The organism is Burkholderia sp. Ed8 (genome assembly GCF_040761425.1).
Taxonomy (GTDB): Bacteria; Pseudomonadota; Gammaproteobacteria; order Burkholderiales; family Burkholderiaceae; genus Burkholderia; species Burkholderia seminalis.
In genome coordinates, this window is sequence record NZ_CP142886.1 from 3,604,874 (window position 1) to 3,630,985 (window position 26,112).

Annotated in this window: 22 protein-coding genes and 7 tRNA genes; 7 read left to right on the top strand and 22 right to left on the bottom strand. The window is 67.8% G+C overall.

Annotation, left to right across the window (positions count from 1 at the left end; translation table 11 throughout):
- Window positions 1-84: 84 nt before the first annotated feature.
- Complete coding sequence (locus tag VXM69_RS30565) at window positions 85-501, bottom strand: gamma-glutamylcyclotransferase (protein WP_124610102.1); 417 nt, start codon at window positions 499-501, stop codon at window positions 85-87.
- Window positions 502-756: 255 nt separating this feature from the next.
- Here VXM69_RS30565 and VXM69_RS30570 point away from each other — a divergent pair, with 255 nt between their 5' ends.
- Entirely contained in the window at window positions 757-1,635 is an 879-nt protein-coding gene (locus VXM69_RS30570; protein ID WP_034188878.1) for a helix-turn-helix domain-containing protein, read from the top strand.
- A 23-nt stretch (window positions 1,636-1,658) separates the two neighbouring features.
- Here the strand turns inward: VXM69_RS30570 and VXM69_RS30575 are convergent, their stop codons facing one another.
- From VXM69_RS30575 to gltX, 9 genes are all read right to left on the bottom strand, one after another.
- Window positions 1,659-2,123, bottom strand: coding sequence for a GNAT family N-acetyltransferase (locus tag VXM69_RS30575; RefSeq protein WP_034188879.1), 465 nt, complete (start codon window positions 2,121-2,123; stop codon window positions 1,659-1,661).
- Between the two features lie 155 nt (window positions 2,124-2,278).
- Window positions 2,279-2,355, bottom strand: a tRNA-Asp gene (locus VXM69_RS30580).
- Between the two features lie 73 nt (window positions 2,356-2,428).
- Window positions 2,429-2,504, bottom strand: a tRNA-Glu gene (locus VXM69_RS30585).
- Between the two features lie 65 nt (window positions 2,505-2,569).
- Window positions 2,570-2,646, bottom strand: a tRNA-Asp gene (locus tag VXM69_RS30590).
- 79 nt (window positions 2,647-2,725) lie between these two features.
- A tRNA-Glu gene (locus VXM69_RS30595) sits at window positions 2,726-2,801 on the bottom strand.
- Between the two features lie 63 nt (window positions 2,802-2,864).
- Window positions 2,865-2,941: transfer RNA gene (locus VXM69_RS30600), tRNA-Asp, on the bottom strand.
- Between the two features lie 81 nt (window positions 2,942-3,022).
- Window positions 3,023-3,098: transfer RNA gene (locus VXM69_RS30605), tRNA-Glu, on the bottom strand.
- 137 nt (window positions 3,099-3,235) lie between these two features.
- Window positions 3,236-3,311: transfer RNA gene (locus VXM69_RS30610), tRNA-Ala, on the bottom strand.
- A 127-nt stretch (window positions 3,312-3,438) separates the two neighbouring features.
- The gene (gene gltX, locus VXM69_RS30615) at window positions 3,439-4,848 is read right to left on the bottom strand and encodes a glutamate--tRNA ligase (RefSeq protein ID WP_034188880.1); all 1,410 of its coding nucleotides are present in this window, start codon (window positions 4,846-4,848) and stop codon (window positions 3,439-3,441) included.
- Window positions 4,849-5,127: 279 nt separating this feature from the next.
- Here gltX and VXM69_RS30620 point away from each other — a divergent pair, with 279 nt between their 5' ends.
- Window positions 5,128-6,042 carry a patatin-like phospholipase family protein gene (locus VXM69_RS30620; RefSeq protein ID WP_034188881.1) on the top strand — a complete coding sequence of 305 codons (915 nt, stop codon included), beginning with the start codon at window positions 5,128-5,130 and terminating at the stop codon, window positions 6,040-6,042.
- A 135-nt stretch (window positions 6,043-6,177) separates the two neighbouring features.
- Here VXM69_RS30620 and VXM69_RS30625 read toward each other — a convergent pair whose 3' ends face one another.
- The 6 genes from VXM69_RS30625 to VXM69_RS30650 form a co-directional block, all read right to left on the bottom strand.
- Complete coding sequence (locus tag VXM69_RS30625; RefSeq protein WP_034188882.1) at window positions 6,178-6,852, bottom strand: C40 family peptidase; 675 nt, start codon at window positions 6,850-6,852, stop codon at window positions 6,178-6,180.
- 128 nt (window positions 6,853-6,980) lie between these two features.
- A complete protein-coding gene (locus VXM69_RS30630) occupies window positions 6,981-8,603 on the bottom strand; it encodes a dipeptide ABC transporter ATP-binding protein (RefSeq protein WP_343727427.1) in 1,623 nt (540 codons plus the stop codon).
- A complete protein-coding gene (locus tag VXM69_RS30635) occupies window positions 8,600-9,697 on the bottom strand; it encodes an ABC transporter permease (RefSeq protein ID WP_034188884.1) in 1,098 nt (365 codons plus the stop codon). The genes VXM69_RS30630 and VXM69_RS30635 overlap by 4 nt, the downstream gene beginning before the upstream one ends.
- A gap of 48 nt (window positions 9,698-9,745) precedes the next feature.
- A complete protein-coding gene (locus tag VXM69_RS30640) occupies window positions 9,746-10,789 on the bottom strand; it encodes a microcin C ABC transporter permease YejB (RefSeq protein WP_034188885.1) in 1,044 nt (347 codons plus the stop codon).
- A 51-nt stretch (window positions 10,790-10,840) separates the two neighbouring features.
- Window positions 10,841-12,724, bottom strand: a complete 1,884-nt coding sequence (locus VXM69_RS30645; protein WP_367189720.1) for an extracellular solute-binding protein — start codon at window positions 12,722-12,724, stop codon at window positions 10,841-10,843.
- Window positions 12,725-12,874: 150 nt separating this feature from the next.
- Window positions 12,875-13,240: a hypothetical protein gene (locus tag VXM69_RS30650; protein WP_034188887.1), complete on the bottom strand. Its 366-nt coding sequence runs from the start codon at window positions 13,238-13,240 to the stop codon at window positions 12,875-12,877.
- Window positions 13,241-13,536: 296 nt separating this feature from the next.
- Between VXM69_RS30650 and VXM69_RS30655 the strand changes: the two genes are divergently transcribed.
- The 4 genes from VXM69_RS30655 to VXM69_RS30670 all read left to right on the top strand — a co-directional run bounded on the left by VXM69_RS30655 (window position 13,537) and on the right by VXM69_RS30670 (window position 19,696).
- Entirely contained in the window at window positions 13,537-16,755 is a 3,219-nt protein-coding gene (locus tag VXM69_RS30655; RefSeq protein ID WP_367189721.1) for an efflux RND transporter permease subunit, read from the top strand.
- Entirely contained in the window at window positions 16,745-17,920 is a 1,176-nt protein-coding gene (locus VXM69_RS30660) for an efflux RND transporter periplasmic adaptor subunit (protein ID WP_124609706.1), read from the top strand. The genes VXM69_RS30655 and VXM69_RS30660 overlap by 11 nt, the downstream gene beginning before the upstream one ends.
- Window positions 17,913-19,328 (top strand): efflux transporter outer membrane subunit, encoded by a 1,416-nt coding sequence (locus tag VXM69_RS30665; protein WP_367189722.1) that lies wholly within the window; start codon window positions 17,913-17,915, stop codon window positions 19,326-19,328. The genes VXM69_RS30660 and VXM69_RS30665 overlap by 8 nt, the downstream gene beginning before the upstream one ends.
- 110 nt (window positions 19,329-19,438) lie before the next feature.
- Complete coding sequence (locus VXM69_RS30670) at window positions 19,439-19,696, top strand: DUF4148 domain-containing protein (RefSeq protein ID WP_367189723.1); 258 nt, start codon at window positions 19,439-19,441, stop codon at window positions 19,694-19,696.
- A 73-nt stretch (window positions 19,697-19,769) separates the two neighbouring features.
- Here the strand turns inward: VXM69_RS30670 and VXM69_RS30675 are convergent, their stop codons facing one another.
- Genes VXM69_RS30675 through VXM69_RS30685 form a run of 3 tightly spaced genes read right to left on the bottom strand, consistent with a single transcriptional unit; the run spans window position 19,770 to window position 22,532 of the window.
- Window positions 19,770-20,435 (bottom strand): winged helix-turn-helix domain-containing protein, encoded by a 666-nt coding sequence (locus VXM69_RS30675; protein WP_069706664.1) that lies wholly within the window; start codon window positions 20,433-20,435, stop codon window positions 19,770-19,772.
- 19 nt (window positions 20,436-20,454) lie between these two features.
- A complete protein-coding gene (locus VXM69_RS30680; protein ID WP_034188991.1) occupies window positions 20,455-21,846 on the bottom strand; it encodes a HAMP domain-containing sensor histidine kinase in 1,392 nt (463 codons plus the stop codon).
- Window positions 21,847-21,857: 11 nt separating this feature from the next.
- Window positions 21,858-22,532 carry a response regulator transcription factor gene (locus tag VXM69_RS30685; protein ID WP_034188892.1) on the bottom strand — a complete coding sequence of 225 codons (675 nt, stop codon included), beginning with the start codon at window positions 22,530-22,532 and terminating at the stop codon, window positions 21,858-21,860.
- Window positions 22,533-22,750: 218 nt separating this feature from the next.
- Here VXM69_RS30685 and VXM69_RS30690 point away from each other — a divergent pair, with 218 nt between their 5' ends.
- Window positions 22,751-23,050, top strand: a complete 300-nt coding sequence (locus tag VXM69_RS30690; RefSeq protein ID WP_034188893.1) for a DUF4148 domain-containing protein — start codon at window positions 22,751-22,753, stop codon at window positions 23,048-23,050.
- Between the two features lie 113 nt (window positions 23,051-23,163).
- Here the strand turns inward: VXM69_RS30690 and cyoD are convergent, their stop codons facing one another.
- From cyoD to cyoB, 3 genes are read right to left on the bottom strand one after another with little or no spacing between them, the layout of a single operon-like run.
- Complete coding sequence (cyoD, locus tag VXM69_RS30695; protein WP_011352504.1) at window positions 23,164-23,496, bottom strand: cytochrome o ubiquinol oxidase subunit IV; 333 nt, start codon at window positions 23,494-23,496, stop codon at window positions 23,164-23,166.
- Window positions 23,497-24,105 carry a cytochrome o ubiquinol oxidase subunit III gene (gene cyoC, locus VXM69_RS30700; protein WP_034188894.1) on the bottom strand — a complete coding sequence of 203 codons (609 nt, stop codon included), beginning with the start codon at window positions 24,103-24,105 and terminating at the stop codon, window positions 23,497-23,499. It abuts the gene before it with no gap.
- The gene (gene cyoB, locus VXM69_RS30705) at window positions 24,105-26,111 is read right to left on the bottom strand and encodes a cytochrome o ubiquinol oxidase subunit I (RefSeq protein WP_367189724.1); all 2,007 of its coding nucleotides are present in this window, start codon (window positions 26,109-26,111) and stop codon (window positions 24,105-24,107) included. Before cyoB ends, cyoC begins: the two co-directional genes overlap by 1 nt.
- Window position 26,112: the final 1 nt, after the last annotated feature.

A 26,112-nucleotide genomic window follows, 5' to 3' on the forward strand; every position in this document is an offset into this window, starting at 1 on the left:
CCGCCCGTCCCATGCGATGACCGCAAAAAAGCGCCCCGCGGGGCGCTTTTTCATTTGACGCGAATCCGGCTGCCGCCGGAACGCTCACGCGGTTTCCTGCTCGCGTCGGTGCTGGACCCAGTCACCCGATTCGATACGCGGACGCCCGGCGACCGCATGCGCGGCGATCGGATAATACAGGCATGCATACTGCCGGCCGCCCAGCGCGACGGTCACCTCTTCCGGCTTGAACAGCGAGTCGACGCCCGGATAGACGCGCTCGATCTCGTCGAGCACGGGGACGAGTCGCTCGTCGACCTCGTAGACATCGCCCCAGACCAGCGACTTGCCGGACACCGGCCCGGCGATCATCCCCGGATACGTGCCGAAATCGTACAGCTCGCCCGGCAGCGCGGCCGCGCCCAGCAGCGTCGGCGCCGCGATTCCGTGCCGTGCGGCAGCATGGCCGATGTCGTTGGCTTGTCCGGCACGCAAGGTGCCGTAGACGAATACGTAACGCATCGTGGTTCTCCTCTTCGATTCGTGATTGCCGTGTTCGCGCGCTTCACATGAAAATGCGCCTGCCACGATAGACCGCGATACCGGCCGGATGGTTCGAAGCCGCCGGCGCTCGCAGCGGCGGCCCGCTGCCCGGGAAGCGCCGGCGCCCACACAACGTTCATTTGAACACGGCATGATCGCCCGGGAAACCGCCGCATGCGCACGCGCTGCGCCTTCTAAAATAACGGCATCGCCGCCGCGCTGCCCGAACCGCCCATGAATCCGCCCGTCCAAGCCGACGCATCGAACCCGTACGACGTCATCGACATTCCGCCCGAATTCGCGCCGACCGCCGTCCATCCGATGCGCGTGCGCGCGCGGCAGGTCGACGCCGGCCGCCGCATCCCGCTGCATACGCACGCGTGGGCGCAGCTCGCGTATGCGTCGCGCGGCGTGCTGCGCGTCGCGACGACCGGCACGACGTGGATGGTGCCGCCGTCCCGCGCGATCTGGGTGCCGCCGCACGTGACGCACGAGGTCGTGATCGTCGAGGAGGCCTATCTGCGGACGCTGTATATCGACGAGTCGATCGTGCCGGACGGGCTCGACGCGTGCCGCGTCGTCGAGGTGACGGGGCTGCTGCGCGAGCTGATCGTCGCGCTCGACGCACGCGACCTGAGCGCCGCGCGCGAGCGGCTGCTGTGCGGCCTCGTGCTCGACGAGCTGAGCCACGCCGAACCGCTGCCGCTCGCGGTGCCGATGCCCGACGAGAAGCGTCTGCGCATGCTGTGCGAATCGGTGCTCGCGCACCCGGCGCATGCGGAGTCGCTCGAACACTGGGCGAGCGAGGTCGGCGCGAGCACACGCACGATTTCGCGGCTCTTCAAGCAGGAGCTGGGCGTGAGCTTTTCGCAGTGGCGCCAGCAGGCGCTGCTGGCGCGGGCGATCCCGCTGCTGAACCAGGGGCGCCCGCTGTCGCATATCGCGCGCGAACTCGGCTACCAGAGCCAGAGCGCGTTCTCGGCGATGTTCCGCCGTGCCTTCGGTCAAAGCCCGCGCGCGTTCATGCTGCGCGGCTACGAGCATCGCGGCGCGGAAGGCAGCCTCGCGGAAGACGAAACACCCGACGACAACGCGATCGACGCGGCTCGCTGACCGCGCGCCGCATCGCCGGACCTTCAGACCGGCCGCACCATGTGGCGGATCGAGCCCAGCTGCGAGAGCCGCGGCCCGGCGACCCGGTAGCCCATGCGCAGGTAAAGGCGCGCGGCGGGATTGTCGACGAACACGCGCAGCTGCAGTTCGTGCAGCCCGCGCGCACGCGCCCAGCGATGCGACATGTCGAGCATGTAGGTGCCGGCCCCCTGCCCGCGATGGCCGGCCGCGATCTGCACGTCGCGGATGTGCAGCGAATCGCCTTCCTCGGTCACGCGCAGCACGCCGATGCGCTCGCCGTCGGCCTCGAGGATGAAGTTCTCGGATTCACGCCAGCTCGCGTAGAACAGGTCGCTGCGCCACACGAGTCCATGGCGCTTGTAATAGCCGCCCATGTTGCCGTGCGTCAGCGCTTCGGCGAACGGGAAATCGCCGGGTTCCGCGGGCCGGAGCTGATACAGGAGTCGCAGGTCGGTCGGGTCGAGCATCACGCAGGGGTCAAGAACGCATCCCGCCACGATAGCGCAGTCGCGCGCGGATGCAATCGCGAATTTCTCGTAGCGGTGGGCGGGTGCGCGACCGGCGATATGCGCGACGACGATGCAAATGAAAAAGCCCGCACGAGGCGGGCTTCTTCATTTTTTGGCGGAGCGGACGGGACTCGAACCCGCGACCCCCGGCGTGACAGGCCGGTATTCTAACCGACTGAACTACCGCTCCAGTCTTGCTGCTTGCCTGGCAGGCGTCGGTTACTTCCTGCCGGCGCATCGTTTGTTCGAACGACGCCGAAATCTGGCGTCCCCTAGGGGATTCGAACCCCTGTACTCACCGTGAAAGGGTGATGTCCTAGGCCTCTAGACGAAGGGGACAACGTACTGCTTACATCCTTAACGAGAAAGCCCGTTCAAAAACGTTCTTTGAACGGGCTTCGTTCTGGCGGAGCGGACGGGGCTCGAACCCGCGACCCCCGGCGTGACAGGCCGGTATTCTAACCAACTGAACTACCGCTCCAGCTTTCTGCACCACCGCCTGCAGGATCTCGTCACGTTCCTGCACGCGTTGCGACACTTCGATGAAACGCCGCTGAATCTGGCGTCCCCTAGGGGATTCGAACCCCTGTACTCACCGTGAAAGGGTGATGTCCTAGGCCTCTAGACGAAGGGGACAACGTACTGCTTACATCCTTAATACAAAAGCCCGCTCAAAAACGTCTTGAACGGGCTTCGTTCTGGCGGAGCGGACGGGACTCGAACCCGCGACCCCCGGCGTGACAGGCCGGTATTCTAACCGACTGAACTACCGCTCCAGCTTTCTTACCCAACCCGCAGGACGTCGGTTACGTTCCTGCAAGCCTCGCGACACTTCTACGACGAAACGCCGCTGAATCTGGCGTCCCCTAGGGGATTCGAACCCCTGTACTCACCGTGAAAGGGTGATGTCCTAGGCCTCTAGACGAAGGGGACATGATCTTTTCAGATCCGTCTGACTTTCGCTATTCACTTCTGGTCAACAGCGAAGGCCGAAATTCTAACTGCTTTGAATCATTTTGTGAAGCATTTATTACCACCACTGCTTCGCAAATCAACTCAGCTTGTTCTGTTGGTGGAGGTAAGCGGGATCGAACCGCTGACCTCTTGCATGCCATGCAAGCGCTCTCCCAGCTGAGCTATACCCCCTTGCAGAACAGAAATGAGATTATATGGACCTACTTTGAACTTGTAAATACCCTTTTTGCGATTCGCGCGAAATATTTTGCGAAGCTGCCGCGCACCCGCACGCGGACAGCTTCGTCGACGCACGACCTCAGGCGAGCGCGGCCTCGATGCGCGACACCACGACGTCGCGACCGAACAGCACGAGCACCGCATCGATCGACGGCGTATGCGTCGTGCCCGCCACCAGCAGACGCACCGGCATCGCGAGCTGCGGCATCTTCAGCTTGTGCGTGGCAAGCGTCGCCTTCAGCGCGGCCGACACCGCTTCCTTCGTCCAGTCGGCCGCCTTCAGCGCGGCGGCGAGATCGGCCAGCGCCGGGCGCACCGCATCGGTCACGTGCTGAGCAAGTGCGTCGGCTTCCGGTGCCGGCACCCGGTAGAACATCGTCGCGCCTTCGGCGATCTCCTTGACCGTCGTCGCGCGATCCTTCATCAGGCCGACCACCGCGTCGAGCGCCGGACCCGTCGCGATCGCCGCGTCGTCGATGCCGAGCGCGTCGAGGAACGGCTTCGCGAGTTCGGCAAGGCGCGCGTTGTCGGCTTCCTTGATGTAATGCGCGTTCAGCCAGCTCAGCTTGCTGTGGTCGTACTGCGCGGGCGACTTGCCGAGATGCTCGAGATCGAACCATTCGACGAACTGCTCGCGCGAGAAGATCTCGGCGTCGCCGTGCGACCAGCCGAGGCGTGCGAGATAGTTGACGACCGCCTCCGGCAGGAAGCCCGCGTCGCGGTACGCCATCACGCTCATCGCGCCGTGCCGCTTGCTCATCTTCTCGCCCTGCTCGTTCAGCACGGTCGGCAGGTGCGCGTAGACGGGCGGCTCGCCGCCGAGCGCATTCAGGATGTTGATCTGGCGCGGCGTGTTGTTCACGTGGTCGTCGCCACGGATCACGTGCGTGATGCCCATGTCCATGTCGTCCACCACCACGCAGAAGTTGTAGATCGGCGTGCCGTCCGGGCGCGCGATCACGAGGTCGTCGAGTTCCTCGTTCGAGATCTCGACACGCCCCTTCACCGCGTCGTCCCACACGACCGTGCCCGTCAGCGGATTGCGGAAGCGCAGCACGGGCTTCACGCCGGCCGGCGGCTCCGGCAGCACCTTGCCGGGCTCCGGACGCCACGTGCCGTCATAACGCGGCTTCAGGCCGGCTTCGCGCTGGCGCTCACGCAGCGCGTCGAGTTCCTCGGCCGACATGTAGCACGGGTAGGCGAGGCCCTTCTCGAGCATCTGCGCGAGCACCTCGCGATAGCGGTCCATCCGCTGCATCTGGTAGATCGGGCCTTCGTCGAAATCCAGGCCGAGCCATTGCATCCCCTCGAGGATCGCGTCGACCGCTTCCTGCGACGAACGCTCGACGTCGGTATCCTCGATGCGCAGCACGAACGTGCCCTTCATCTTGCGGGCGAATGCCCACGGATACAGTGCGGAGCGGATGTTGCCGAGGTGAATGAAGCCGGTGGGACTCGGCGCGAAGCGGGTACGGACAGGACGGGTCATAAACGGTAACTCGAACGCCTGGGGCGCATGAATGATTCGACGCGGGACGGCGGCGGCAGCCCGGACAGCAACGGAGCCGGCGACGCCCGGAACGGGAAAGAAGCCGGAATTATACTCGCGCCGGACATCGCGCCAAGCGCGCCGCTTGCTTTATGATGTGCGCGCCGCGGCCGCCAGCCGGCGCGGCGCCGGCCGCCCGGAACCTGCCGCGCGGCCGCTCGGAACCTATCGCCGCCGCGGGCCGTGTAACCCGCCGCCAAGCCGCCGGAGAACCATTCGATGTCGTCCCCTCGCCTGTCGCGCCGCCACTTCACGATCGCCTGCGCGTCCGCCAGCCTCGCCGCCTGCACGTCATTCGGCGACAAGTCCCGCCCCAACCCGGCCCAGTCGCAGGAGAAGCCCGTGAAGATCGGCATCGCGCTCGGCGGCGGTGCCGCGCGCGGCTTCTCGCACATCGGTGTGCTGAAGGCGCTCGAGGCGCGCGGCATCCCGGTCGAGATCGTCGCCGGCACGAGCGCGGGATCGGTGGTCGGCGCGCTGTATGCGTCCGGCATGAGCGCGCTGCAGATCAACAAGATCGCGCTCGACATGGACCAGGCGGCCATCAGCGACTGGGCGCTGCCGTTCCGCTCGCGCGGCCTGCTGCAAGGCGTCGCGCTGCAGAACTTCCTGAACAAGACGCTCAACAACCGGCCGATCGAGAAGATGGCGAAGCCGCTCGGCGTCGTCGCGACGGATCTGCAGAGCGGCCAGCCGATCCTGTTCCAGCAGGGCAACACGGGCCTCGCGGTGCGCGCGTCGTGCAGCGTGCCGTCGGTGTTCGAACCGGTGAAGATCGGCAATCGCGAATATGTCGACGGCGGCCTCGTGAGCCCGGTGCCGGCGTCGTACGCGCGCAAGATGGGCGCGAGCTTCGTGATCGCGGTCGACATCTCGGCGCGGCCGGACGGCGCGGCAACCAACAACCCGATCGAGATGCTGCTGCAGACCTTCACGATCATGGGCCAGACGATCAAGACCTACGAGCTCGACAAGTACGCGGACGTCGTGATCCGCCCGAACCTCGCGGCGATGGGCGGCAGCGACTTCAACCAGCGCAACGCGGCGATCCTCGCGGGCGAGGAAGCGGTCGCGCGGATCATGCCGGAACTGCAACGCAAGCTCGCGGCCGCGCGCGGCGTGGCTGCCGCGTAAGCCCGGCTGTCGCCGCAACGGGCGGCCCGGGCCGCCGCCTCGCGACCCGCCTCGCCACCAACGCCGGCCCCAAAAACAAAAAACCCTGCCGCCTTTCGGTGACAGGGTTTTTCCGGTCCGACCGACCGGCGAACGTCAGTTGTTGCCGTTCGCCGAATCGTCGCCGATCGTCGCGCGCACGCGCCGCAGGTCTTCCGGCTTCATCGCCGGGAATTCCGATTCGATGCGGCGCGCGCCGGTGAACCGCTTTTCCCAGTAGCCGCTGTCGAGATCGTCGACGCGAACGGTGCTGCCCGTCGACGGCGAGTGCACGAACTTGTTGTCGCCGATGTAGATGCCGACGTGCGAGAACGTACGGCGCATCGTGTTGAAGAACACCAGATCGCCCGGCTTCAGGTTGCTCATGCTCACCTTCTCGCCGACGCGGCTCATCTCTTCCGCGCGACGCGGCAGCGACATGCCGAGCGTGTCCTGGAACACGTAGCGGACGAAGCCGCTGCAGTCGAGGCCCGAATCCGGCGAGTTGCCGCCCCAGCGATAACGCACGCCGATCATGTTCAGCGCGCCGACGACCACGTCGCCCGCCTTGCCGGCCATGCCGGCGAGGAACGACTTCGCGCCGCCGCTCGACGGCTGCGTGCTGGCCTGCTGGAGGGAGGAACCCGACCCGATCTGAGTCGAATTGGTGACATTCTGGTTAAAACTGCTGACTTCGTCGGCGAACGCGCCGGGAGCTGCTGCGAACAGGGCGCCGATGAATAGCCCGGCGATGGTGCGCGCGCATGCCTGGGTCAGGGATCGATGCTGCATTGGTCGATGGAATGTGCTTAAAAATCAGCTGATTGGCGGAAAATTTCGGTCGATACTAGCCAGCGCGTAATCGTTTGTCAAAACAAATTAATAAATACAATCGAGATGATCAGACCATTGGACGCCTATCACGCTTTCCAGACCGCTTTCAACAGCTTTTGTGTGTAAGGATGTGACGGTCTCGCGAAGATGTCGGACACGTCCCCCGACTCGACGACGGCGCCGCCCTGCATCACCGCGACGCGGTGCGCCATCGCGCCGATCACTTCCAGGTCGTGGCTGATGAACACATAGCCGAGGTTGTATTTCTGTTGCAAATTCGCGAGCAGCTTCAGCACCTGCTGCTGGATCGACACGTCGAGCGCCGACGTCGGCTCGTCGAGGATCAGGATCCGCGGCTCCAGCACCAGCGCCCGCGCGATCGCGATCCGCTGGCGCTGGCCGCCCGAGAATTCGTGCGGATAACGCTGCAGCACCGTGCGGTCGAGGCCCACCTCGCGCAGCACCGCGAGCGACTTCGCGCGGCGCGCGTCGGGCGTCATGTCCGGGCGATGCAGTTCGAGCCCCTCGCCGACGATCCGCTCGATCGTGTGACGCGGCGAAAGCGAACTGAACGGATCCTGAAAGACCACCTGCATGTTCGAGCGCAGCGCGGTCTGCTCGCGGCCGCGATAGCTCGACAGCGCGCGCCCCTGGAATTCGATCTCGCCGCCGGCCGTCTTCTGCAGCCCGAGCAGCGCCATCGCGAGCGTCGACTTCCCCGACCCGGATTCCCCGACGATGCCGAGCGTCTCGCCCTGCCGCACCGACACCGACACGTCGGCGACGGCCGTCACCGGCACCGTGCCGAACCAGCCCGCGAAACCCGGCCGCTTGCGCGCGAACTGCACGCTCACGTGCCGCGCATCGAGCACGACGGGCGCGATCGGCATCACCGGCATGACCGTGCGCTGCGGCCGGCTGTTCAGCAGCCGCTGCGTATACGGATGCTCGGGTTGCGCGAAGATCCGCTCGACCGGCCCGCTCTCGACGAGCCGGCCATGCTCCATCACCGCGACGCGCTCGGCGAAATGCCGCACCAGATTCAGGTCGTGCGTGATCAGCAGGATCGCCATCCCGCGCTTTTCCGCTTCCTCGCGCTGCAGTTCCAGCAACAGGTCGACGATCTGCGCGCGGATCGTCACGTCGAGCGCGGTGGTCGGCTCGTCGGCGAGCAGCAGCCGCGGCCGGCACGCGAGCGCCATCGCGATCATCGCGCGCTGCCGCTGGCCGCCCGACAACTGGTGCGGATAGCTGTCGACGCGCCGGTCCGGCTCCGCGATGCCCGTGCGCGCGAGCAGCGCGATCGCGCGCTTGCGCGCCTCGACGGCCGAGACGCCGTCGTGCAGCACGATCGTCTCGCCGATCTGCACGCCGATCGTATACAGCGGGTTGAGCGCCGTCATCGGCTCCTGGAAGATCATCGCGATGTCCGAGCCGCGCAGCCCGCGCATCTCGCGCTCGCTCCTGGTCGAAAGGTCCTGCCCCGCGAAGCGGATCGCGCCGCTGACCTCCGCGTCGCGCAGCAACCGCAGGATCGACAGCGCGGTCACGCTCTTGCCGGAACCCGACTCGCCGACGAGCGCGACGCGCTCGCCGCGGCCGATCGCCAGCGTCACGTCGTCCACCGCGACCGTGTCGCCGAAGCGCACGCGCAGATGCTCGAGCGACAGCAGCGGCTCGTGCTGCGTCGATACGGTCGGCTCGCTCATCGCTGCCCTCCCGCCGCGCGCACCGAATCGGCGATCCGCGTGTCGAGCGCATTGCGCAGCGCATCGCCCATGAAGGTCAGCAGCAGCAGCGTCGCGACCAGCACGCCGAACGTCGACAGCGAGATCCACCACGCGTCGAGGTTGCCCTTGCCCTGCGCGAGCAATTCGCCGAGGCTCGGCGTCGGCGGCGGCACGCCGAGCCCGAGGAAATCGAGGCTCGTGAGCGCGAGGATCGAGCCGCTCATCCGGAAAGGCAGGAACGTGATCACCGGCGTGAGGCTGTTCGGCAGCACGTGGCGCCAGATGATCTGCCAGTTCGTGAGCCCCATCGCGCGGGCCGCGCGCACGTAGTCCTGCGTGCGGTTGCGCAGGAACTCCGCGCGCACGTAGTCGGCGAGCCCGATCCAGCCGAACAGCGACAGCAGCACGATCAGCAGCAGGAAGCTCGGCTCGAAGATCGACGCGAAGATGATCAGCAGGTACAGCTCGGGCAGCGAGCTCCAGATCTCGATCAGCCGCTGCCCGACGATGTCGATGCGCCCGCCGAAGAAGCCCTGCACGGCACCCGCGGCGATCCCGAGCAGCGTGCCGATCACGGTCAGGATCAGCCCGAACTCGACCGAGATGCGAAACCCGTAGACGAGCCGCGCAAGCAGGTCGCGCCCCTGCGCGTCGGTGCCGAGCCAGTTCTCGCGCGACGGCGGCGCCGGGTTCGGCACGTTCGAGAAGTAGTTCAGCGTGTCGTAGTAATAGCGATTCGGCGGATAGACGACGAAGTTGCCGGGCGCCTCGAGCCGCTTGCGCACGTACGGATCGAGATAGTCGGCCGGCGTCGGGAAATCGCCGCCGAAGGTCGTTTCCGGATACGCATGGAACATCGGGAAATAGGTCTGGCCGTCGTAGCGCACGACGAGCGGCTTGTCGTTCGACCACAGCGGCGCCGCGAGGCTCGCGGCGAACGCGACGACGAAGATCACGAAGCTCCAGTAGCCGAGACGCTGCTGCCTGAAGCGCTGCCACACGCGGCGCGCGGGCGACGGCGACACGCGCGCGCGCGCGGCGTCGATGCGGGATGACGCGACGGCCCGGTTCATCGCGCCCCTCGCCCGATCACGCCGGGCATGCGAATGGATCGTTTCATGTCAGCGTTCCAGGTTGTCGAATTGAATGCGCGGATCGACCCACACGTAGCAGAGATCGGAGAGCAGCTTGGTCGCGAGCCCGATCAGCGTGAACAGGTACAGCGTGCCGAGCACGACCGGATAGTCGCGCCGCACGACCGACTCGTACGACAGCAGCCCGAGGCCGTCGAGCGAGAACAGCGTCTCGATCAGCAGGCTGCCGGTGAAGAACGCGCCGATGAACGCAGCCGGGAAGCCGACGATCAGCGGCAGCATCGCGTTGCGGAACACGTGCTTCCACAGCACGCTGCGCTCGGAGAGCCCCTTCGCGCGCGCGGTCAGCACGTATTGCCGGCGGATCTGGTCGAGGAACGCGTTCTTCGTGAGCATCGTGACGACCGCGAAGCTGCCGACGACCGACGCCGTGATCGGCAGCGCGATGTGCCACAGGTAGTCGAGCACCTTGCCGACGAGCGACAGCTGCGCGAAATTGTCCGACGTGAGGCCGCGCAGCGGAAAGAGCTGCCAGAACGAGCCGCCGCCGAACAGCACGAGCAGCAGCACGCCGAGCACGAAACCCGGGATCGCATAACCGACGAGCACGACGAGGCTGGTCGCGACGTCGAACGGCGAACCGTTGCGCACGGCCTTCGCGATGCCGAGCGGCACCGAGATCAGGTACGTGAGGAAGAAGGTCCACAGCCCGATGCTGATCGACACGGGCAGCTTCTGCACGACCAGCGACCACACGCTCTGGTGGCGAAAGTAACTGTCGCCGAGATCGAAGCGCGCGAAGCGCTTGAGCATCAGCCAGTAGCGTTCGAGCGGCGGCTTGTCGAACCCGTACAGCGCCTTGAGCTGCGCGAGCTGCTGCGCGTCGACGCCGGTGTGCGCGCGCATGCCGAACGGCACCGCGCCCTGCTCCGTCGCGCCCTTGCGCAATTCCTGCACGGCCTGCTCGACGGGGCCGCCCGGCACGAACTGGATCACCGCGAACGTCAGCGTCAGCACGCCGACGAGCGTCGGGATCATCAGCAGCAGGCGTTTGAGGATGTAGCTCCACATAGGGCGTCGACTCGTGATCGGTTGGGCGATTGGACGAAAGGCGGGTGCGGGTCAGTGATCGGGCTTCGCCCACCAAGTCGACACGACCCAGCCTTCGGCCGAATAGTACAGCGGCAGCGTCTGCGGATAGGCGAGCGAGCGCTTGTAGGCGATCCGGTGCGTCGTGCTGTACCACTGCGGCACCGCGTAGTAGCCGTGCATCAGCACGCGGTCGAGCGCGTGCGTCGCGTCGAGCAGATCCTCGCGCGTCTGCGCGGTGCCGAGCGCGTGCAGCAATGCGTCGACGGCCGGCGACTTCAGCCCGATAAGGTTGTCGGAGCCCGGCTCGTCGGCGAACTTGCTCGCGTAACGCGAATATTGCTCGGCGCCCGGAACCTGCACGCCCGGCAGGCGGATCGTCGTCATGTCGTAGTCGAACGCGTCGAGACGCTTCTGCAGCAGCGCGAAATCGGCCGTGCGAAAACGTACGGCGATGCCGAGCTTCGCGAGGTTGCGCTGGTACGCGGTCACGACGCCTTCCATCGCGCCCCCCGCATCGTCGAGGATCTCGAACGCGAACGGCTCGCCCTTCGCGTTGCGCAGCGCGCCGTCGCGATAGGTCCAGCCGGCCTGCGCGAGCAATGCGCGCGCCTTCAGCAGGTTCGCGCGCAGCGAACCCGGCGGATTCGTGTCCGGCTGCGTGACCATCGGGCCGAACACGGCCGGATCGAGCTGCGCGCGCAGCGGCTCGAGCAGCTTCAGCTCGCCCTCGCCCGGCATGCCGGTCGCCTGCAGGTCGGTGTCGGCGAAATAGCTGTCGAGGCGCGTGTACGCGCTGTAGAACAGCTGGCGGTTCAGCCATTCGAAGTCGAACGCGAGGTCGAGCGCCTGGCGCACGCGCGCGTCGCGAAACAGCGGACGGCGCAGGTTCATGAAGAAACCCTGCATGCCGGCGCCGTTGTGCTGGCGGAATTCGCGCTTGACGAGCTCGCCGCTGTCGAAACGCTTGCCGACGTCGCGCCGCGTCCAGTTGCGCGCGATGTACTCGACGAGCACGTCGTATTCGCCGGCCTTGAACGCCTCGAGCCGCGCGACGCCGTCGCCGTACAGCTTGTAGACGATCCGCTCGAAGTTGTTGGTGCCGATCCGCACCGGCAGGTCGGCGCCCCAGTACGCGGGGTTGCGCCGATAGGTGATCGTGCGGCCGTTGTCGTAGCGCTCGATCAGATACGGGCCGCTGCCGATCGGCTGCTCGAACGCGAGCTGGTCGAACGGGATGCGCGAGCCGTCCGCGCGCACGCCCCACTTGCGCGAGAACACCGGCACGCCGCCGGCGATCAGCGGCAGCTCGCGGTTCGCGCTGCGGAACTCGAAGCGCACGGTGGCCGGATCGACCACCACGGCCTTCGCGATTTCCGCGAAATACGCGCCGAACTGCGGCGCGGCCTGCTTGCTCTTCAGCGTATCGAACGAAAACTTGACGTCGTCGGCCGTGACGCGATCGCCGTTCGAGAAACGCGCGCGCGGATTCAGGTGGAACGTGACCGAACGACGATCGGGCGCGACGTCGATGTCGTCGGCCAGCAGCCCGTAGGCGGATGCCGGTTCGTCCGAGCTGCCGGTCGCGAGGCTCTCGAACAGCATGTCGATGCCCGGCGCCGGATTGCCGCGCATCGTGAACGGATTGAACTTGTCGAACGACGTCAGCCGGTTCGGGTTCGCGAGCACGAGCGTGCCGCCCTTCGGCGCATCGGGGTTGACGTAGTCGAAATGCTTGAAACCCGGCGGATACTTCGGCTCGCCGTACTGCGCGATCGCATAGGCCGCGTGCGCGGCCGGCGTGGCCAGCGCGGTGCATAGCGCAAACGCCGCGGCCGCGCGGCCGGCAGCCCGTACGGCACGCAGCGCGCCGGAACCGGCCCGCACGGCGGCGGCCCGGGGCGAACCCTTCGTCATAGAGGCCCTGTCGGTCGAATGAGGGTAGTAACGTGGGACGATTCTACCCATTCAATCGGCCGGGCCAAAAGAAAACCGCCACGCGGGCGGTTTCCGGTCTTGTTGACGGGCAGACGGCGCGCACGCGTCACGCGCGCGCACCGCGCCGTATCAGCGCCAGCCGTTGTGGCGACCGTTGTCCCAGTGACCGTGACCGCGGTCCCAGCCGGGACGCCCGCCATGGTGGCGATACCAGTCGTCACGGCCCCAGTAGCGGCGGCCGTCCCAGTAGCGGTCGCCGTGCCAGCCGATCACGATCGCCGGTCCCGGCGCGTACACGGGCGCCGGCGCATACACCGGCGCAGGCTGGTAGACGACCGGCGGCGGGGGCGGCGGCGCATACACGGGCGCGGGCGCGACGTAGACCGGCGCCGGCACGCCGACGTTGATCCCGACATTGACTCCCGCCATTGCTGCGCCCGACACGAGCAAGGCCGTCATACCGGTCAAGAGCGAGGCAACACGCAAGGTCTTCATGGATTCCTCTTCTGGTTGTGTCATGTGTGACTGGACTATAACGGCAAGCCCCGCCTCCGCATATTTCAAGTTTGTAAGAACTGATGCGTCACATCGCAACGGAAAGCCCGCGCTAACGTCTTGTAACAATCGGCGCCCGTCCGCCCCCGCCGTGCCCTTTCCTAAAACATCTTTCATCCTGCCTCGCGCCCGGCGTTAAGCGCCGCCTCGCACACTGCGCGAGCCGGATCGGGCGCCCGCCACGCTTCGGCACTTTGCTGACAGGCCGGCGCCCCGCGCCGGCGGAGACCTCGCCGATGCTGAAACTCGTCCGACTCGCGCTCGCGCGCCCCTACACGTTCATCGTCCTCGCGCTGCTGATCCTGATCGCGGGGCCGCTCGCCGCGCTGCGCACGCCGACCGACATCTTTCCCGACATCCGGATCCCGGTCATCAGCGTCGTATGGAACTACGCGGGCCTGCAGCCGGCCGACATGTCCGGGCGCATCGTCACGTATTACGAGCGCACGCTCGGCACGACGGTCAACGACGTCGCGCACATCGAGTCGCAATCGTTCCGCAGCTTCGGGATCGTCAAGATCTTCTTCCAGCCGAGCGTCGACATCCGCACCGCGACCGCGCAGGTCACGTCGATCTCGCAAACCGTGCTCAAGCAGATGCCGCCCGGCACCACGCCGCCGCAGATCCTCAACTACAACGCGTCGACGGTACCGGTGCTGCAGCTCGCGCTGACGAGCGACACGCTGAACGAACAGCAGCTCGGCGACTACGCGACCAACGTGATCCGGCCGCAGTTGCTGTCCGTCGCGGGTGTCGCGATTCCGTCGCCGTACGGCGGCAAGGTGCGCCAGGTGCAGATCGACCTCGACCCGCAGGCGCTGCAGGCCAAGGGGCTGTCCGCGCAGGATGTCGCGACCGCGCTCGCGCAGCAGAACCAGATCATCCCGGCCGGCACGCAGAAGATCGGCGGCTTCGAATACAACATCCGCCTCAACGACAGCCCGCTGACCATCGACCAGCTCAACGCGCTGCCGATCCGGACGGTTAACGGCGCGGTGATCTTCATGCGCGACGTCGCGCATGTCCGCGACGGCTTTCCGCCGCAGGGCAACATCGTGCGCGTCGACGGCCGCCGCGCGGTGCTGATGAGCGTGCTGAAAAGCGGCTCGGCGTCGACGCTCGACATCATCGCGGGCGTCAAGGCGCAGTTGCCGCGCATCGAGGCGACGCTGCCGCCGTCGCTGCGGCTCGTCGTGATGGGCGACCAGTCGGTGTTCGTCAAGGGCGCCGTGAGCGGCGTCGCGCGCGAAGGCCTGATCGCCGCGGCGCTCACTTCCGCGATGATCCTGCTGTTTCTCGGCAGCTGGCGCTCGACGCTGATCATCGCCGCGTCCATCCCGCTCGCGGTGCTGGCGGCGATCGCCGCGCTGGCGGCCGCGGGCGAGACGCTCAACGTGATGACGCTCGGCGGGCTCGCGCTCGCCGTCGGTATTCTGGTCGACGACGCGACCGTCACGATCGAGAACGTCAACTGGCACCTGGAACAGGGCAAGGACGTGCGCAGCGCGATCCTCGACGGCGCGTCGCAGATCGTCGCGCCGGCCTTCGTGTCGCTGCTGTGCATCTGCATCGTGTTCGTGCCGATGCTGCTGCTCGACGGCGTCGCGCGCTTCCTGTTCGTGCCGATGGCCGAAGCCGTGATCTTCGCGATGATCGCGTCGTTCGTGCTGTCCCGCACGTTCGTGCCGATGATGGCCCGTTACCTGCTGAAGCCGCATGCCGCCCATCCGGCCGCCGTGCTCGCGCCGCACGGCGCGCCGTTCGCGCCGCCGCGCGCACGCAATCCGCTCGTCGCGTTCCAGCAGGGCTTCGAACGCCGCTTCGCCGCGCTGCGCGCCGGCTACCGCGTCGTGCTCGGGCTGGCCCTCGCCCACCGCGGCCGCTTCGTCGCACTGTTCCTCGCCGCGGTCGCCGTGTCGTTCGTGCTGGTGCCGGGGCTCGGCCGCAATTTCTTCCCGTCGGTCGACTCGGGCGAGATCGCGATCCACGTGCGCGCACCGATCGGCACGCGCATCGAGGAAACGGCCGCGCTGTTCGACCGCGTCGAACGCACGGTGCGCGGCGTCGTGCCGCCGCGCGCACTCGCGAGCATCGTCGACAACATGGGCCTGCCGAACAGCGGGATCAACCTCACGTACAGCAACAGCGGCACGATCGGCCCGCAGGACGGCGACATCCTCGTGTCGCTCACCGGCGACCACGCGCCGACGGCCGGCTACGTGAAGCAACTGCGCACCGCGCTGCCGCACGCGTTTCCGGGCGTGACGTTCTCGTTCCTGCCCGCCGACATCGTGAGCCAGATCCTCAACTTCGGCGCCCCGGCGCCGATCGACGTGCAGGTGACCGGCCCCGACCGGGCAGCCAACCGCGCGTACGCGACCGAGCTGCTGCGCCGCATCCGCACGGTGCCGGGCGTCGCCGATGCGCGCGTGCAGCAGGCGTCGACCTATCCGCAGTTCACGGTGTCGGTCGACCGCGCGCGCGCCGCGCAGCTCGGCGTCACCGAGCAGGACGTCACCAATGCGGTGGTCGCCAGCCTGTCCGGCACGAGCCAGGTGTCGCCGACCTACTGGCTCGATCCGCACAACGGCGTGTCCTATCCGATCGTCGCGCAGACGCCGCAGTACCGGATGACGTCGCTGTCGGACCTGCGCGCGTTGCCCGTCACGGGCCGCACGGGCGCCCCGCAACTGCTCGGCGGCCTCGCGACGATCGTGCGCGGTCAGACCGACGCGGTCGTCTCGCACTACGACATCGCACCGCTGTACGACATCTTCGCGACGACGCAGGATCGCGATCTCGGCGCGGTCAGCGCCGACATCGAACGCGTGCTGCGCGCGAATGCCGCCGGCCTGCCGAAGGGCTCGCGCGTGACCGTGCGCGGCCAGGTGCAGACGATGAACGGCGCATTCGGCGGACTGCTCGCCGGCCTCGCCGGCGCGGTGCTACTGATCTACCTGCTGATCGTCGTGAACTTCCATTCGTGGCGCGACGCGTTCGTGATCGTGAGCGGGCTGCCCGCGGCGCTCGCCGGCATCGTCTGGATGCTGTTCGTCACGCGCACGCCGCTGTCGGTGCCGGCGCTGACGGGCGCGATCCTGTGCATGGGGGTCGCGACCGCGAACAGCATCCTCGTCGTCACCTTCGCGCGCGAACGGCTCGCGCACAGCGCCGACGCGGCCGTCGCCGCGCTCGAGGCCGGCTTCACGCGCTTTCGGCCCGTGATGATGACCGCGCTCGCGATGATCATCGGCATGGCGCCGATGGCGCTCGGTCTCGGCGACGGCGGCGAACAGAACGCCCCGCTCGGCCGCGCGGTCATCGGCGGCCTGCTGTGCGCGACCGTCGCGACGCTGGTGTTCGTGCCGGTCGTGTTCAGCCTCGTCCACCGGCGCGATCGCGCGCCGCGCCCCGAATCCCTTTCCGTCACTCCGGGAGAACAGCATGTCCACTGAATTCGAAGTCCGTCCCCCCGGCACGCCGCGCTACCTGAAGCCGCTCGCGATCGCAGGCGCCGTCGCCGCGCTCGCGGTCGCGGCCGCCGGCGTCCTCGCCCGCGTGCACGATGCCCATGCGGTCGCCGCGTGGACCGCGCAGCAAGCGATCCCGACCGTCGCCACGGTCGCGCCGCGGCCGGCCGCGGCCGACGCACTCGTGCTGCCGGGCCGGCTCGACGCCTATGTCGACGCCCCGATCTACGCACGCGTGCCGGGCTACCTGCATGCGTGGTACGCGGACATCGGCGCGCACGTGAAGGCGGGCCAGCTGCTTGCGTCGATCGACACGCCCGATCTCGACCAGCAGTTGCAGCAGGCCCGCGCGGACCTGCAAAGCGCGAGCGCGAACGAGCGGCTCGCCGCGATCACGGCCGCCCGCTGGGCCGAGATGCTTGCGCAGGATTCGGTGTCGCAGCAGGAGGCCGACGAGAAACGCAGCGACCTCGATGCGAAACGCGCGGCCGTCGCCGCGCGCACCGCCGACGTACGGCGGCTCGAAGCGCTCGAATCGTTCAAGCGGCTCACCGCGCCGTTCGACGGCGTCGTGACGGCCCGCAAGACCGACGTCGGCGCGCTGATCGACGCGGGCAGCGGCAACGGCGCCGAGCTCTTCACCGTGTCGGATGCGCGGCGACTGCGGCTGTACGTCCACGTGCCGCAGGACGACGCGGCCGCGATCCGCGCGGGCATGCAGGCCGTGCTGACCGTACCCGAGCGCCCGGGCCAGACGTTCGACGCCACGCTCGCGGATTCCGCGCAGTCGATCGACCCGGCGTCCGGCACGCTGCTCGCGCAGTTTTCGATCGCCAATCCGGCGGGCACGCTCTTTCCCGGCGAATACGCGCAGGTGCGGCTTGCGATGCCCGGCGCCGCGCATGCGCTGACGATTCCGGCCAGTACGCTGATCTTCCGCCACGACGGGTTGCAGGTCGCGGTGCTCGACGCGAACGGGCATGCGAGGTTGCGCAACGTGTCGATCGCGACCGATCTCGGCACGCGCGTCGAGATCGCCTCGGGACTCGCGGCCGGCGATCGCGTGATCGACAATCCGCCCGATTCGCTCGCGGACGGCGACCCCGTACGCATCGCCGGCACCGCGACGACGGAGCACGCACATGGCTGACCGACTGCTTGCCGCGTGGCTGGGCAGCATCGCGCTGCTCGCCGGCTGTTCGCTCGCACCGGCCTACCGCGTGCCGGCCGTTCCGGTGCCGGCCGCGTTTCGCGAAACGGGCCCGTGGGTCGATGCCGCGCCGGCCGACCGCCTGCCGCGCGACGGCTGGTGGCGCGTGTACGGCGACGCGACGCTCGACCGGCTCGAACCGCTCGTCGCACGCGCGAATCCCGACCTCGCGGCCGCCGTCGCGCGGCACGACGAGGCGACCGCGCTGTTCGACGAAGCGCATGCGGCGTTGCTGCCGAGCGTGGGTATCGAAGCCGAACCCGACCGCGACCGGCAGTCGGCGCGCCGGCCGCTGCGCGGCAGCGGCCAGCCCGACGTGTACGAGTCGAACACGCTCGAAGCCGGCATCGGCTACGACGTCGATCTGTGGGGCAAGGTCCGCAACACGGTCGCGGCCGGCCGCGACGACGCGCAGGCGGCCGACGACGATCTCGCGTCGGTCCGGCTCAGCCTGCAGGCCAGCGTGGCCGCCACCTACTTCGACCTCGCGGGCCTCGACCGCGAAGCAGCCACGCTCACGCAAACGATCGACACGTATCGCCGCGCGTGGCAACTCACGGTCAGCCGTCATCGCGGCGGCCTCGCGTCGGGGCTCGACGTGTCGCGCGCACGGACACAACTCGCGCTCGCCCGGGCACGCGCCTCCGACATCGCCGCCCGCCGCGCACTCGACGAACACGCGATCGCCGCGCTCGTCGGCACATCCGCGTCGACGTTCACGCTGCCGCCCGTCGCGGCGCTGCCCGGCGTGCCGGCGATTCCGACCGGCCTCGCGTCGACGCTGCTCGAACGCCGGCCGGACATCGCCGCCGCCGAACGTCGCGTCGCGGCGGCGAACGCGCGGATCGGCGTCGCCCGCGCCGCCTATTTCCCCGACCTGTCGCTCGGCCTCGCTGCCGGCTTCCAGAGCGATACGTTCTCGCCGTGGCTCGCCGCGCCGAACGAGATCTGGTCGATCGGGCCGCGTCTCGCGGCGACGCTATTCGACGGCGGCCTGCGCGCCGCGGGCGTACGCAAATCACGTGCGCAATTCGCCGAGCAGGGCGCGCGCTATCGCGCCGTCGTGCTGCAGGCATTCCGGGAAGTCGAGGACGATCTCGCGCTGCTGCACCGCCTCGGCGACGAATCCGACCAGGACGACGCGGCGCTCGTCGCGGCGCGGCAGTCGCTCGCACTCGCGATGTCGCGCTATCGCGACGGCGCGGTCAGCTATCTCGACGTGGTCACGGCGCAGACGACCGAACTCGATACGCAGATCGCGTCGCTCGATGCCGATGCGCGACGCCTGCAGGCATCCGTCGGGCTCGTGCGCGCGCTCGGCGGCGGCTGGCACGGCACGCGTTCATGAACGTTTCTTCATCGGCGCGCCCGGCGCCCGCACGGGCGCGCCCGATAACGTGGTGCCTGCCGGCATCGCCATCACGTCACCGGCTACTGTCACTTGAAAAGGACCGCGCCATGAAGACCCTGATGTTCACCTCCCTCCTCTGCGCCCTCTGCGTCACGTTGCCCGGCCGGGCCAGCGCGATGCCGCCCGCCGCGGCGACCGCACCACACACGTTCGCGTCGGCCGCACCCGCACCGCTGCCGTCGCGACCGGCATGGACGGCCTCGCCAGCCGCGCCGCTCACGCGCGCGCAGGTCTATCGCGAACTCGTCCACGCCGAACGCGACGGGCAGCTCGCGCAACTCAACCGCGACCTGTATTCGCACTGACTGCACGCACACGGACGTGTCGCGCGACGCGCGGCACGCCTGCGCTCGTCGCACGCAACGCGCTACCGCGCCGTCATCCGCCCGCGTCGAACCTGAACCCGAATCGCGCGACGGTCTCGATTCGCGCGGAGAATGCGTGGGCGGCCAGCTTGCGCCGTAACCGCACGACCAGCGCATTGACCGTTTCGGGTTCGATATCGGCGTCGCCCCATGCGTAACGCAGCACGGCGTCGCGCCCGACCGGCCGGCCCGATTCGCGCAGCAGGCATTCGACGAGACGGAATTCTCGCGCACTGAGCGCGAGCCGCCTGCCGTGCTCCTCGAGCGCTCGCGTCGCCGCGTCGAGCCGGACCGGCTCGCGCGTCCCGATCGCGCCGGTCCGGCGCCACAGCGCGCGCAACCGTTCGTGCAGCTCGACGAACGAACACGGATGGGCAAGACACACGTCGCACCCGGCCTGCAGCATCCGCGCGCGCTGCACGGGCGTGGCGCCGGTGACGATCGCGGCGATCGTCGCGCCGCCGGCCGACACGGCAAGGTGCGGCAATCCCGTGAGGATCGCCGGATCGGCCGCCGCATCGGGTGCAACGATCACGATGGCGTCGAAGCGGTCCTGCGTCGCCGCGAAGCAGCCGTCGCGCCATCCGTCGACCCGCTCGACGCCGTGCATGCTCTCGCGAAACGCCTTGCCGAGCCGCGCGGCCTCCGGCGTCGACGGAGCAATCAGCAGGATGCGCATCGATCGCTCCCCGGCGCCGTCACGCGAGCGAGCGCGGCCAGCATTCGACCGTGATCGCCGTGCCGGCCGGCTGCGCATCGCCGATCCGCAGTGCGAAATCGTGCACGCGCATCACGGCCGACACCACGCTCAAGCCGAGCCCCGACCCGTTCACGTGGCGCGTGCGCTCGCCGCGATAGAAGCGTTCGAGCACCGCGTCGCGCTCGCCTGGCGGGATGCCCGGACCGGTGTCCTCGAACCGGACGAGCGGGCCGTTCGGCGTCGTGTGGAGCACGACGTGCACGCGCCCGCCCGGCGGCGTGAACTTGATGGCATTGTCCGCGAGATTGCTGAACGCCTCGAACAGCAATGCGCGGTCGCCGTGAATGCCGTCGACGCGTGCGGCATCGAGTTCGAACGACACGTCGACGGCTTCGGCCAGCGGCTCGTAGAGGTCGCACACGTCGCGCAGCAACGCCGCGACGTCGACCGCGGCAAAGCCGCCGCGCCGGCTCAGCGTGCCGATCTCCGAGATGCGCAGCATCGCGCGAAAGCGTTCGAGCAGCCGGTCGGTTTCGTCGCGCGCGGACGCCAGCAGTGCCGCCGACGCAGGATCGTCCGCGCAGAACGGCTGGTCGGCCAGCCGCGCCAGCATCGTATGCACGCGTGCGAGCGGCGTGCGCAGGTCGTGCGCGATGCCGTCGCAGGTATGGCGCACCTCGCCCATCAGCCGCTCGACTTCGTCGAGCATGTGGTTCACGAGATGCGCGAGCAGGTCGAGTTCGTCGTAGCGGCCGACCGGCAGCCGCTTGCCGAGATCGCCTTCGGCGATCTGCCGCGTGACGCGCCGGATCGCGGCAACGCGGCGCATCTGCCGCATGCCGAGCATGCTGCCGCCCGCGATGCCCGCGATCAGGATCATCACGCCGCCGATCACGAGCCCGCGGATCGCGACATCGCGAATCTGGATGAAATGCGACAGGTCGCGCGCGACGACCAGTGTCATCCCGTTGTCGCGGCGCACGGCCATCGCGCGCGTGATAGGCGCGGGCTGGCCGTCGAGCGGCGCGAGCGTGCGGTTCAGCGTGCGGCCGTCGCGATCGGTGCGCAGCGCGGGCAGCGTCGCGATGTCGCCGGCCACGCGATGCCCGGCCGCGTCGAACAGCCCGTAGAAACTCGTATGCATGCGCTCGTGCTCGAGCCGCCGGTGGATCGCGAGCGGCAGCGCCGCATCGGGGATCGAATCGAAATAGATCAGCTGCCACGCGAGCACCTCGTCGGTGTCGTGCGTCATCGTGTGTGTCGCCGCCGCGTTGATGACGCCCGCGAGCAGCAGCAGCGACACCGAGAAGATCGCCGCATACGCGCACAGCCAGCGAAACGTCGTCGTATGCCAGCGGCGCGTGAAATTCGCCGCGCGAGCCGTGTCCATCGCCGCCTCCGTCACGCGAGCATGTAGCCCGAGCCGCGCACCGTCTGGATCATCGGTTCCGCGCCCGGCGGATCGATCTTCTTGCGCAGCCGGCCCATGTGGACGTCGATCAGGTTGGTGCCGGGATCGAAGTGATAACCCCACACGGTCTCGAACAGCATCGTGCGCGTGATCGTCTGGCCCGCGTTGCGCATCATGAACTCGAGCACGCGAAATTCGGTCGGCAGCAGCGGAATCTCGTCGCCGCCGCGCCGTGCGCAGCGCGAAATGAGGTCGAGCTCGAGTGCGCCGACCTTCAGCAGCGTCTGCTGCGGCACGCCCGATGCCTGCCGGCGGCGCAGCAGCACCTCGATGCGCGCGCTCAGCTCGCCGGAATCGAACGGCTTCGTCAGGTAATCGTCGCCGCCCGCGCGCAGCCCGCGGATGCGCTCGTCGACATCGCCGAGCGCACTCAGCATCAGCACCGGCGTATCGATGCCGACCGTGCGCATCGCGGTCAGGATCGCGAGGCCGTCCGCGCCCGGCAGCATCCGGTCGAGCGTGATCGCGTCGTACGATGCGCTCATCGCGCGCATCATCCCTTCGCGGCCGTTGTCGATCCAGTCGACCTCGAACCCGCGCGCGGTCAGCTCGCCGACGATCTCGTTCGCGGTCACCGCATCGTCCTCGACCGTCAGTACTCGCATGATTGTCCTCTCAATGAACGTCGCGACGGGCGCACACGACGCGCCCGCGACTATCGTAGGCGACGCGCGCGCCGTCCGGCGTTACATGAAAAATGCTTCATCCCGCGCCGCGACCAGCACGCGTGAAACATGTTTCATCCGTGCGTCGCCCGCCTCGTCGTGCGGGCCGCCTACGCTGACGTCATGCGGCATCGAGCCGCGCAACCAGGAGCCACCGGATGAAACTGTCGACCACCGTCGCCTGCATGCTGCTCGCATGCGCCAGCACCGCCGCGTTCGCGGGCCCCCGCCTCACCCCGCAGGAATGTCGTGCGTACCCGTTCGTTCACACGGGCCACGACGTCACGCATGCGGACCTCGTGCGCGAACTGACCGAGCTCGAACAGGTCGGCTACAACCCGGCTCACGCGAGCCCCTACTACCCCGACGATCTCGACGATGCGAAGCAGCGCCTCGCCGCCGAATACCGCGCGGACTGCACCCATGCGCTGACGGCCGACGCCGGCGTGCGGCACTGACCGCGCACGGCCCGGCGCAACGCGGCCGGGGGAGAAATGAAAAAGGCGGCACGCGAGTGCCGCCTTTTCGTCATGAGCGCGCATGGATATCGACCGCCGCGCCGCGACGCCGCTCAACGCGACATCATGTTCATGCTGACGTTGTGCATCACCCACAACGTGCCGACGATCAGGATCGCCGCGGTCAGCACCGTGTAGCTGAACGCCATCACGTTCCAGCGCTGGCCCGACGAGCCGTTCATGTGCAGGAAGTACACGAGGTGCACGACGATCTGCACGAAGGCGAGCACGGCCAGCGCGATCAGCGACGCATGCGGCGACAGCACGCCGCCCATCACGAGGCCGAACGACGCGGCCGTGAGCAGCACCGACAGAATGAAGCCGGCGACGTAGCCGCCGACGCTGCCGTGCCCTTCTTCGAGTTGAGACGAATGCGAATGGGCCATTTAGATCACGCTCGCGAGATAGACAAAGGAAAACACGCAGATCCACACGATGTCGAGGAAGTGCCAGAACAGGCTCAGGCACGTGAGGCGCCGCAGGTCGCGATCGGTCAGGTCGCCGCCGCGGAACACGATCTGCCCGGCGAGCACGATCATCCACAGCAGGCCGGCCGTCACATGCAGCCCGTGCGTGCCGACCAGCGTGAAGAACGCCGACAGGAACGCGCTGCGCTGCGGGCCCGCGCCTTCCGCGATCAGGTGCGAGAACTCGCGCAGTTCCATCGCGAGAAACGCCGCGCCGAGCACGAACGTCACCGCGAGCCATGCGAGCAGCGCGCCGCGCCGCTGCTTGTACGCCGCGAGCATCGCGAAACCGTACGTGATGCTCGACAGCAGCAGCGCGGCGGTTTCCACCGCGACGCCCGGAATGTCGAACAGCTCCTTCGCGGTCTGGCCGCCCGCGTACTGGTGGCCCAGCACCGCGAACGTCGCGAACAGCGCCGCGAAGATCACGCAGTCGGTCATCAGGTACAGCCAGAAACCGAACACCGAATGCGACGGCGGATGGTCGTCGTGCTCGAGCAGGGTTGCGCTCAAGGTTTTCTGCAACATCAGTTGGCCTCCAGTTCCACGTCGTCGACGCGCGCGGCCGTGCGCGTCGTCGGCTGCTTGTCCTCGATCTTCCGCACCGTCGACGCGGGGATGTAATAACCGTCGTTATCGCGCGAGCTGTAGATCACGAGCGTCGCGATGATCCCGACGAGTCCGCCGATCGCCATCCACCAGATGTGCCACACCAGCGCGAAGCCGAGCACCAGGCTGAAGATCGCGATCACGAGACCCGCGCAGGTATTCGACGGCATGTGGATGTCGCGGAACGTCGCCGGGTTCGGCCGCCCTTCGCCGCGTGCCTTCATGTCCGCGTACGCGTCGAGCGTGCGCACCTGCGGGATCACCGCGAAGTTGTAGTCGGCCGGCGGCGACGACGTCGCCCACTCCAGCGTGCGGCCGCCCCACGGATCGCCCGTCGTGTCGCGGTACTCGGGCAGGTGGCGATTGCGGATGCTGACCACCAGTTGCAGCAGCTGGCACGCGATGCCGATCGCGATCAGCACGGCGCCGAACGCGGCGACCAGCAGCCACGGATGCCAGGCCGGGTTGTCGTAGTGGTTCAGGCGGCGCGTCATGCCCATGAAGCCGAGCACGTAGAGCGGCACGAACGCGACGTAGAAGCCGATCTGCCAGAACCAGAACGCGGCCTTGCCGAGCTTCTCGTGCAGCTTGAAGCCGAACGCCTTCGGGAACCAGTAGTTGAAGCCCGCGAGATAGCCGAACAGCACGCCGCCGATGATCACGTTGTGAAAGTGCGCAATCAGGAACAGGCTGTTGTGCAGCACGAAGTCCGCGCCGGGAATCGCCATCATCACGCCGGTCATGCCGCCGAGCGTGAACGTGACCATGAAGCCGATCGTCCACAGCACGGGCGTCGTGAATTCGATCCGGCCGCGATACATCGTGAACAGCCAGTTGAACACCTTCACGCCGGTCGGGATCGCGATGATCATCGTCATGATCCCGAAGAACGCGTTCACGTTCGCCCCCGAGCCCATCGTGAAGAAGTGATGCAGCCACACGAGGAACGACAGCACCATGATCGCGCAGGTCGCGTACACCATCGTCTTGTAGCCGAACAGCGGCTTCTTCGCGAACGTCGCGATCACTTCCGAGAAGATCCCGAACGCCGGCAGGATCAGGATGTACACCTCCGGATGGCCCCACGCCCAGATCAGGTTCAGGTACAGCATCGCGTTGCCGCCGGCGTCGTTCGTGAAGAAGTGCATGCCGAGGTAACGGTCGAGGCCGAGCAGCGCGAGCGTCGCGGTCAGGATCGGGAACGATGCCATGATCAGCACGTTCGTGCAGAGCGCGGTCCACGTGAACACCGGCATCTTCATCAGCGTCATGCCGGGCGCGCGCATCTTGATGATCGTCACGAAGAAGTTCACGCCGGTCAGCAGCGTGCCGACGCCCGAGATCTGCAGTGCCCACAGGTAGTAGTCGACCCCTACCCCCGGACTGAACTGCAGCTCCGACAGCGGCGGGTACGCGAGCCAGCCCGTCTGCGCGAATTCGCCGATCACGAGCGACACGTTGATCAGGATCGCGCTGACGGCCGTCATCCAGAACGAGAGCGAGTTGATGAACGGGAACGCGACGTCGCGCGCGCCGATCTGCAGCGGCACGATCAGGTTCATCAGGCCGACCATGAACACCATCGCCATGAAGAAGATCATGATCACGCCGTGCGCCGTGAAGACCTGGTCATAGTGGTGCGGCGGCAGGTAGCCGGGCCCGTTGTACGCGAGCGCGAGCTGCATGCGCATCATGATCGCGTCGGCGAAGCCGCGCAGCAGCATGATCAGCGCGACGATGATGTACATCACGCCGAGTCTCTTGTGGTCGACCGTGGTCAGCCATTCCGTCCACAGCCATTTCCACCGGCCGGTGATCGTCAGCGCGGCGAGAATGCCCAGCACGACCAGCCCCATGAAGGCGCCTGCCCCCATGATGATGGGCTGATCGAACGGGATCGCCGAAAGTGTGAGTTTGCCGAACATG

Bases quoted from the DNA above. Each gene is read 5' to 3' on its own strand.
- VXM69_RS30660 (WP_124609706.1), top strand. From the start codon at position 16,745: ATGTCCACTGAATTCGAAGTCCGTCCCCCCGGCACGCCGCGCTACCTG.
- VXM69_RS30645 (WP_367189720.1), bottom strand. From the start codon at position 12,724: ATGACGAAGGGTTCGCCCCGGGCCGCCGCCGTGCGGGCCGGTTCCGGC.
- VXM69_RS30680 (WP_034188991.1), bottom strand. From the start codon at position 21,846: ATGGACACGGCTCGCGCGGCGAATTTCACGCGCCGCTGGCATACGACG.
- VXM69_RS30655 (WP_367189721.1), top strand. From the start codon at position 13,537: ATGCTGAAACTCGTCCGACTCGCGCTCGCGCGCCCCTACACGTTCATC.
- VXM69_RS30625 (WP_034188882.1), bottom strand. From the start codon at position 6,852: ATGCAGCATCGATCCCTGACCCAGGCATGCGCGCGCACCATCGCCGGG.
- VXM69_RS30650 (WP_034188887.1), bottom strand. From the start codon at position 13,240: ATGAAGACCTTGCGTGTTGCCTCGCTCTTGACCGGTATGACGGCCTTG.
- gltX (WP_034188880.1), bottom strand. From the start codon at position 4,848: ATGACCCGTCCTGTCCGTACCCGCTTCGCGCCGAGTCCCACCGGCTTC.
- VXM69_RS30630 (WP_343727427.1), bottom strand. From the start codon at position 8,603: ATGAGCGAGCCGACCGTATCGACGCAGCACGAGCCGCTGCTGTCGCTC.
- VXM69_RS30620 (WP_034188881.1), top strand. From the start codon at position 5,128: ATGTCGTCCCCTCGCCTGTCGCGCCGCCACTTCACGATCGCCTGCGCG.
- VXM69_RS30690 (WP_034188893.1), top strand. From the start codon at position 22,751: ATGAAACTGTCGACCACCGTCGCCTGCATGCTGCTCGCATGCGCCAGC.
- VXM69_RS30635 (WP_034188884.1), bottom strand. From the start codon at position 9,697: ATGAACCGGGCCGTCGCGTCATCCCGCATCGACGCCGCGCGCGCGCGC.
- VXM69_RS30685 (WP_034188892.1), bottom strand. From the start codon at position 22,532: ATGCGAGTACTGACGGTCGAGGACGATGCGGTGACCGCGAACGAGATC.
- VXM69_RS30575 (WP_034188879.1), bottom strand. From the start codon at position 2,123: ATGCTCGACCCGACCGACCTGCGACTCCTGTATCAGCTCCGGCCCGCG.
- VXM69_RS30670 (WP_367189723.1), top strand. From the start codon at position 19,439: ATGAAGACCCTGATGTTCACCTCCCTCCTCTGCGCCCTCTGCGTCACG.
- cyoB (WP_367189724.1), bottom strand. From the start codon at position 26,111: ATGTTCGGCAAACTCACACTTTCGGCGATCCCGTTCGATCAGCCCATC.
- VXM69_RS30565 (WP_124610102.1), bottom strand. From the start codon at position 501: ATGCGTTACGTATTCGTCTACGGCACCTTGCGTGCCGGACAAGCCAAC.
- VXM69_RS30570 (WP_034188878.1), top strand. From the start codon at position 757: ATGAATCCGCCCGTCCAAGCCGACGCATCGAACCCGTACGACGTCATC.
- VXM69_RS30665 (WP_367189722.1), top strand. From the start codon at position 17,913: ATGGCTGACCGACTGCTTGCCGCGTGGCTGGGCAGCATCGCGCTGCTC.
- cyoC (WP_034188894.1), bottom strand. From the start codon at position 24,105: ATGTTGCAGAAAACCTTGAGCGCAACCCTGCTCGAGCACGACGACCAT.
- VXM69_RS30640 (WP_034188885.1), bottom strand. From the start codon at position 10,789: ATGTGGAGCTACATCCTCAAACGCCTGCTGCTGATGATCCCGACGCTC.
- cyoD (WP_011352504.1), bottom strand. From the start codon at position 23,496: ATGGCCCATTCGCATTCGTCTCAACTCGAAGAAGGGCACGGCAGCGTC.
- VXM69_RS30675 (WP_069706664.1), bottom strand. From the start codon at position 20,435: ATGCGCATCCTGCTGATTGCTCCGTCGACGCCGGAGGCCGCGCGGCTC.